Below are 7,540 nucleotides of genomic sequence, written 5' to 3'. Positions count from 1 at the left end.
CGGCGGATTTCGGCGACAACAGCGGACTCCACCGTGTCCGCAGACAATCGGCGCGGTATGCCATCGTTCGGCGTCTCTCGGTTCTTGAGGAGGTCCATGGAGACGTAATAGCGGTACCGGCGCGTTCCCTTCTTGGTGCTGGATGGCGTCATGGCCGCGCCAATGGCGGTGAAAAGAAGGCCTTTCAGCAACGCAGGCGTTTGCGTCCTGCTGTTATTCGCCCGCTTGCGGGGGCTTTCACCCATAATGTCATGAACCTGATCCCAAAGCCGCGCGTCGATGATGGCGTCGTGCTCGCCGGGATAAGCCTTACCTTTGTGGACGGCCTCACCGCGATACACGCGGTTGTTCAGAAGCCGGTAGAGGTAGCCCTTGTCGATGAGCGTTCCCTGCTTGTTGCGGAACCCGTCGCTGCGCAGTTCCCGCGCGAGCACGGTGGCGGAGCCGATCTCGACGAAGCGCTTGAACACCATGCGCACCTTGGCTGCCTCGGTGTCGTTCAGTGACACAATATCTTTGCAACTATCGAGGAGGAACAGGACCAAGCCACTGAATGGCTCTGGACTTACAACAACGAGCGACCCATCATGGCTATCGGCGGTATGACACCCGCATTGAACCTGAAAACAGCTGCGTGAATTCTACGGCTGAGCCCCATTAAAAATGGGGGGATTACCAAGTCACATCGTGCTGCCTGGAGGCCAACTATCTTATGAGAAGTATGATAAGAATTGGTATTTTGTCTCAATCAGAGCTCCCAAAGCCGCTCGAACCCATGATTGAAACAATATTTCGAGAGCAGTTCAGAAAATTAAGTTCAATTTTTGGGTCAGAAAACTTGTCTTTGGTTGGTTCAGTCGAGAATAAATTTAGCGAGTTGGCCAGTATTTCCACTGTTGAGGAGGGTTTGAACCTAGAACTTTTTCCTTTTGAAGCGCCTCCAGAGCTTAACGAAGAGGATGCTAGAATTAATGCTAGGATCCACGCAATTTTAGAAAAGCAATCAAAAACAACTGAATTAGATGAACGGGCTCCGGAAACGGAGCTGATTGGGTTTTGCGACATAATGATATTTGTATTTGACAGTTCCAGTTCTGATCAAAATTCTAGATTTGGAATAAAGAGAGAACTATTTTTAGGACGTCAACTGCCCGAGGCGAGTTTGGAGAAATTGATAATTCAAATAAATTGCCCGCAGCAATGGAGTCCAGATGCTGACGGAGAGGTCTACTTCGAGTACATCACGAGAGCTCCAGGTCAGCTTGGCATTTCTTCCGAAATTGAAATTCCTGAGAAATTGATAAGACAGTGGGCTAATCAAATATCCGCTATACCTCACTAGGGATGAGATTTTTCAACGAAAACGACGGTTGTATCTTGGGTTTAAGTTCCATGTCGCTAACTCCGGCGAGCAATTGAATTTGCGATAATTGACAGCAGCAAGCCAAGAGTAAAATAGCCCAAGACCACTTCGCTAATTACGAGAATTTCTCCATAGACATTTTCAGCTGTTACATCGCCATACCCCAGCGTCGTATATGTAACCAACGAGACGTAGAAGGGAGTAAACCAGCTTTGCGCCGAGTTGGAATAATCCATCATTCCCCACCCCAGCCACATATCAAAAGAATAAATGATCCCGTACAGCGTTGCGAGAAATAGCGCGTAAGCTCCCACTTTTAGAAGGTTGCGGCCGTGATCAAATAGTCCCCAAGCCTTGAAAAAAATTTGCTCAACGGACTTCGCAAAACCGGCAGGCATATTTGAAATAGATGCTTCCAAGGTGTCTATGTAGTCCTGATCCCTAGCGTCTCGTACAAAAAGCGCGTTGCCGTAGACAGAGTCTATGCCGCGAATTCCAAGGTAGCGGCCGCTCATATCTTTTAAATTGCCGTAGACGACGCCGGTCACATTGGCCCCTTCGACCCTTGCTGTGCAGAGTGACGCGCGCGAGATATTGGCGTTCACCAGGCAGGCATCACGAAGATCGGCTTTTGTTAGGTTTGCATCACGGAGGTCAGCGCCGGTCAGATCTGCCCCGACAAAATTTGCTCCACGCAGATCCGCGCCAGAAAGATCGGCATCTGTTAAGTCGGCGTTCTGGAGGTTTGCCGCAGTGAGTGTAGCACCGGTCAGTCTGGCCTTGTATAGTCCAGCATGAGAAAGATCCGCCCCTGAAAGCTCTGCGCGATCTATCTTTGCGTGCTTCAAGTTTGCAGATGACAACCGGGCTTCGAAAAGGTCGGTGCCGGTGAGGTCAAGTCCTGAAAGGTTGCGTTCCGATAGGTCCGCCTCGGAAAGGTCGGCCCCGGCGAAGACTGCCGAAGTATCAGGGTAACTTGAGAGGAAAAGCTCCCAGTCCGTCACTTCACCGTTAAGTGCCTCTAATGCCTCATCAAGCCCCGGAGCCTGTTTGCCAGCCATTTCTTTCAAATCAAGAATCCCTCACGCTCTATCGATGAATCAGCGAGAGAATTTCTTCCAAAACGCCCTCCACATCTCCGCCAGACTTTTGCACGACATCGCTGACACTGGTCTGAAGGCGCTTGCGGTCTTCGGTGTTCAGTTCCATCGCTGTAACAATAATTATTGGAGTGTTGGCTGATGGATGGTCGCTTGATCTGAGCCTTTCCAGAAACTCAAAACCGTCCATCACCGGCATCATGAGATCAAGAAGGATGAGTTCGAATTCATGCTGTTCTGTTTTCCCAAGCGCAATCTTTCCGTTCTCCGCTTCATCGACCTCCCAGCCGTCGCCTTGAAGCGTGCGCACCATGGTTTCGCGCGCAGCCGGATCGTCTTCAACGACAAGTGTTGTCTTTTGACCGCCCGACGCATACTTTTTGACAAGCCCCGACAGCTTGCCTCGGTCAACCGGTTTTTGAAGAGATTCGACGGCGCCGAGCGAATAGCTCATGGCCTTGTCTCCTACCATCGAAATCATGACGACTGGAATATCTTTCAGTGTATTGTCAGCCTTTAGTCGGCGGAGGACTGTCCAGCCGTCCATTCCGGGCATCATCACATCCAGCGTTATGAGGACGGGCAAGTGTTCCGCAGCGAGTGCCAGACCTTCAGCCCCGGATTTGGCCAACACCACCGAACAGCCTTCCGCTTCCAGACGCTTCTTCAGAAGCTCCCGGGCCGAGGCCTCATCATCAATGACGAGGACCGATTTTCGAGCAAAGGTATCCTTGATTGACTCTGTTGAAGTAGGTGTCGCATCCTCGTCCGATGAAGCGAGCTCCGACGTCGCGCCCGAAATGCGCGCTTCCTCTTCAAGCCCTTCATGCTTCTTTTGAGCTTTCTTTGGTAATGTGACGATAAAACTTGAACCCTGCCCAATAGTACTTTCGACACGGATGCTGCCGCCCATCATTTCGCAAAATCTCTTCACGAGGGCGAGCCCTAGGCCGGTTCCACCATAATCGCGTGTGGTAGATTCATCGGCTTGAGAGAATTCCGCGAATATATGCTCAATCTTGTCTTCAGGGATGCCGATCCCGGTATCGGTGACGGCAAACCGAATTGCAGGTTCATTTGCTATGGAATCCACATTGGCGGAAAGAGTAATCTTTCCTTCCTTGGTGAACTTCGCAGCGTTGGAGATCAGATTGAAGAGAATCTGGCGAACTTTCGTTACATCGCCATACATGGTGTCTAGATCCTGATCGATATCCAGAACGAGTTCATTGGCATTCTTTTCGATAAGGCTGAGTGCCGTACTGGCAACGTCTTCGGTAATGTCCTTGACGGCGAAGTCTTCAAGGAACATATCCATTTTCCCGGCTTCGATTTTGGAGAGGTCGAGCACGTCGTTGATCAGAGACAACAGATGCTTACCGGCGTTGGTAATCTTGTTCAGATCGCCGAGCATCTCTTCCAGCCCGTCATCTTCAGCATCCTCTGCCATCATTTCCGAGTACCCAATGATCGCATTCATTGGTGTGCGAAGTTCATGGCTCATATTTGCAAGGAACGCGCTCTTGGCTTCATTCGCCCGTTCAGCTTGCTCGCGCGCCTCCTCGGCTTGTCGCTCCAGTTCAAGGCGTTCAGTTATGTCTTCGACGAGCCCGATATAGAAGATTTCATCCCCGACTTGAACTTCCTCAACCCGCGCTTCCAGTTTAAATACCGATCCATCTTTTCGAACGGCGTTGACGACCCGACTTTGACCAACGACTGTTGACGACGCACCATGAATACGGCGTTCAAGATAAAGGTCGTGCTCAACGGCGACGTGTGTTTCCATCAGGATCTTGAGGTTCTTTCCAATAACGTCTGACGCGTAGTAACCAAAAATTTGTTCAGCGGCCGAGCTGAATGTCTCAATTGTTCCCTTTCTGTCAATAGAAAGGATACCAATGGGACTAGCTTCAATAATCTTCGATATTCTCTGCTCACTAAATGCGAGATCGCCTTGAATCTTCTTCAGGTTTTCGTTCTGTGCGACGAGCTCAGCTTCGTTACGTTTGATCGTTGTAATATCGGTAACGACCCCGACGAGTCCCCCTCCGCTGATTGGCGTTGTTCTGATTTCAATCGTCCGGCCAGCTGCTGTATTGAGGACAACGTTTGATGAGTGGCCATCAGCGAGAGCTTCCAAACGAGTCCGGATTAGCTGTTCAGTATCGCCAAGCCCATAGTCACCGTTTTCTGCGTGCCAACGGATGACCTCTTCTTCTGGCTGCCCCGGTTCGACCAGCCGTGGTGGCAGAGCAAGCATCTCGGTGTAGCGCTCATTTACCAGGACGTAATTCATGTCGGCATCGAGCATGTAGATGCCGTTCGACATCTTCGACAACGCAAGCTGAAGCTGAGCCGATGCCTCGTTTAGTTCGGTCGTCCGTGCAGCCACGGTTGTTTCCAACATCGACTTTTGGTTTTCAACTTCCTCAAGCGAATGAACGATCGATAGGCGTAAGGCTTCGAAATTCTGCGCAAGCTCGCCAATCTCGTCGCTTGTCTGCACCTTGATCGGCTCATCCAATTCACCAGCAGTTAGTCTCGCTGCGCTGCCAGACAGTAATCTAAGTGGTCGCGTAAGCGAAATTGAAAAGAGGTATGACGCGTAAATTGCGATCGCAAGAACTATGGAGGCGACCAAGATCAGTCGGTCGATCAGTTGATCTGCATCGCGCAGGGCTTCTTCGCGGTCGATCTCGCTCATGATGACCCAGTCTAGCCCCGACAGCTCAAGCGGGCGATATGAGGACAAGACTTCGACATTTCTGTAGTCGGGGAAGATCTCTGTTCCTGTGCGTCCTGAGAGAGCTGCCTGCGTTCCAATGGTGTCGACCTCTTGCAAGCCAACGGAACTGTTCGTCCGTTCGATCTGGTCTATGATGGAGCTTGGGAGGCCAACTTCACCGACCAATTTCAGATACTCTTCACGATCTTCGATCAGGAAGCGGGACTGATTGCGCAACAGCTTGTCGCGGCCGACGATATAGGCTTCGCCGGAATCACCCAACCCAACGTCGCTCCATGATTGGTTGGAGGTCATGATCGCGTTGATCCCGCTCAGAGGAAGTTGCACGGCAAGGACCCCAATCGGATTTGGTCCATCATACACGGGCAAGGCGGCAAATGCGGCTGGCGCGTTGAATGAAGGGATATAGGATTCGAAGTCGGCAAAGATGACCTGATCTGGATTTGCAGCCATGGCGGTCGTGACTGCCCGGGCAAGGTTTGTGTTTGAATACGGCCCATCGAATACACTGGTTCCAAAATCAATTTCCCGCTCAACGGAGTAGACGATGCGTCCATCGTTAGGTTCGATTAGAAATACATCATAAAAACCGAAGCGGTCCTGAAATTTCCCCAGTGACTGTTCCAGCGCTGAAACGGCTGCCCCATATTGAGTCTCGAACTGAACTTGATTTACTAGTTGAGGATCAAGAATGTATCTATGCTGCAGAAATATCGCCAAGGGATCCTGTGGCAGCAAGCCATCAATGACCGCGTCGTCGGCGCGGGTTCCTGTTTCCTCCTCATACCGCGCACGAAAGTCCTCAAGATAGAATTGATTTAGATCATCCTGATACTCTGGCGTCACAAGATCTTCGGATACTTGCAGATAAACGATCCCTCGCCGAAGTTGTTGAAGATTGTCTTTCAACGATGCGCTTTCCGCAACAAACTTGAGCTCATTCTCGACTTGTGAGAAATAGCTTTCAATTTGCTGCGCCTTGAGTTCGCGAACGGCTGTCAGTCTTTCGAACGCCGCACGCTTCAGGGCTTCGTTTGACGAGTATCCAGCCAATACGGCCGCGATACAGACAGCAGCCATGGATATGACGATGCTAATTGCCGCCAGCTTGGTGCCGATCGTCAATCCCAGTTTTGGGGTTTGCCTTTCAGTCGTCATATCTGGGTTCCCTTCATTCGGCGGCCTCTTCATAGAGCAGGACGATTTCGTTCATCCTCGTGAGAAGTTCTTCTGCTCTTTCGTTGACATGCAGGATATCTTCTACGGACCCATCTTCTGTGATCCGCAGGGTCGTTGAGATACGCTCCCTAAGCGCCGCCCAGTCACCTTGAACTGAGTTTAGACGTTCGGTTATGGGCTGTGATCTTGAGTCCCGGAGCGCGCCAGGTGTCACGCGGTTCAGAATGTTCAGCGATATGTTGAATCTGTTAATGGTTCTGAAGAGTTCTTCGCGGGTGTCCCGAGAGGCTAACCCGCTGCGAGACAGGCACAGCAGCAAAACCAGTCTTTGGGTGAACATTCGTTGTCGACCGGAGATATTAATGAGCATCGCCATCTGTTCGGATAGCTCTGCGCTTTTGTAGACCCTCTCGATCAGGTTGACCGCGGCATCCATTTCAGCAAGCGCAGGACCGTTGAGGTCCGAAATCGCCTGAAGATGCTCTTGCTCGACGCGTCGGCCCTCGATCGCATCACGGATGGTCTGGCCATACGGGGCGAAGGCATTGTTCGCGCGTGTCAGCGCACTCAAAACCGAGGCATTGGTTTCCGGTTCCAGTCCGAGCTCGGCGTCTCCGTCCTTCAATCCAGCTTCGGTTGTCTGATGCAGCGCCAGTGTCTGTGCTGCAGCCGCAAGAAGTAGGGCTGGGTCGGGATTCTGATAGGCAAGACAGACAAACTTTCCGGCTCGCTGGATCAGCATCCGCTGGCGGCCTGACAAGTTGATTCTGCGGGGCCCATCAGAATGCTCTGCTTGCGCGAGCAGATCCGTCGGATGTACCAAAAGCATCGAGGCAAAGGCCCCCCCGCCCTTGAGCAGCGCCCGGCGTTTGAAGAGCTTCGGGAAAGCCTCCATTCCACCGTATCCCGTTTTGTTGACAAAGTTCTTGTTCATGGCCGTGTTCCAACGGGCGTTGATATTGAAGCTTGCAGTTCACTCTCCTGATGAATCCCAAGCTCTGAGATATTGAGTCCGGCGAATTCATCCTCTTCACTCACCCTGAACCGGAAGACCGCGTTGCCAGCCGAAAAGACCAGAAAGGCCATACCGAAGGTCCAGATGCCGTAGACAAGCACGCCCAGACCCTGAACACCGATCTGTTCGAGGCG

General features: G+C 51.6%; 5 protein-coding genes and 2 pseudogenes. 2 read left to right on the top strand and 5 right to left on the bottom strand.

All coding sequences use genetic code 11. From position 1 onward, the window contains the following. On the bottom strand, positions 1-509 hold a 509-nt coding region (locus LC354_RS19595), incomplete at its 3' end, for a recombinase family protein (protein ID WP_223427036.1). A gap of 3 nt (positions 510-512) precedes the next feature. Here LC354_RS19595 and LC354_RS19590 point away from each other — a divergent pair. Together LC354_RS19590 and LC354_RS19585 are read left to right on the top strand one after the other, a co-directional pair. Then, positions 513-638, top strand: a pseudogene (locus LC354_RS19590) (IS3 family transposase); the annotation flags it as partial. 137 nt (positions 639-775) lie between these two features. Then, complete coding sequence (locus LC354_RS19585; RefSeq protein WP_223427034.1) at positions 776-1,342, top strand: hypothetical protein; 567 nt, start codon at positions 776-778, stop codon at positions 1,340-1,342. A gap of 56 nt (positions 1,343-1,398) precedes the next feature. On the opposite strand, the gene LC354_RS19580 is transcribed toward LC354_RS19585, so the two are convergent. The 4 genes and pseudogenes from LC354_RS19580 to LC354_RS19565 all read right to left on the bottom strand — a co-directional run. Continuing rightward, positions 1,399-2,424 carry a pentapeptide repeat-containing protein gene (locus tag LC354_RS19580; protein WP_223427042.1) on the bottom strand — a complete coding sequence of 342 codons (1,026 nt, stop codon included), beginning with the start codon at positions 2,422-2,424 and terminating at the stop codon, positions 1,399-1,401. Positions 2,425-2,452: 28 nt separating this feature from the next. Then, on the bottom strand, positions 2,453-6,370 hold the full coding sequence (locus LC354_RS19575; RefSeq protein WP_223427032.1) for a response regulator: 3,918 nt from the start codon (positions 6,368-6,370) through the stop codon (positions 2,453-2,455). A 13-nt stretch (positions 6,371-6,383) separates the two neighbouring features. Continuing rightward, positions 6,384-7,325 (bottom strand): type IV pili methyl-accepting chemotaxis transducer N-terminal domain-containing protein, encoded by a 942-nt coding sequence (locus LC354_RS19570; RefSeq protein WP_223427026.1) that lies wholly within the window; start codon positions 7,323-7,325, stop codon positions 6,384-6,386. Then, positions 7,322-7,540: pseudogene (locus LC354_RS19565) on the bottom strand (hypothetical protein); the annotation flags it as partial. The gene LC354_RS19570 and the pseudogene LC354_RS19565, both read right to left, overlap by 4 nt.

Origin of the sequence: Tateyamaria pelophila (assembly GCF_019966495.1) — a bacterium.
Taxonomy (GTDB): Bacteria; Pseudomonadota; Alphaproteobacteria; order Rhodobacterales; family Rhodobacteraceae; genus Tateyamaria; species Tateyamaria pelophila.
Note: the sequence above shows the minus strand (reverse complement) of the source record. Positions and strands in the feature narration are given on the sequence as shown.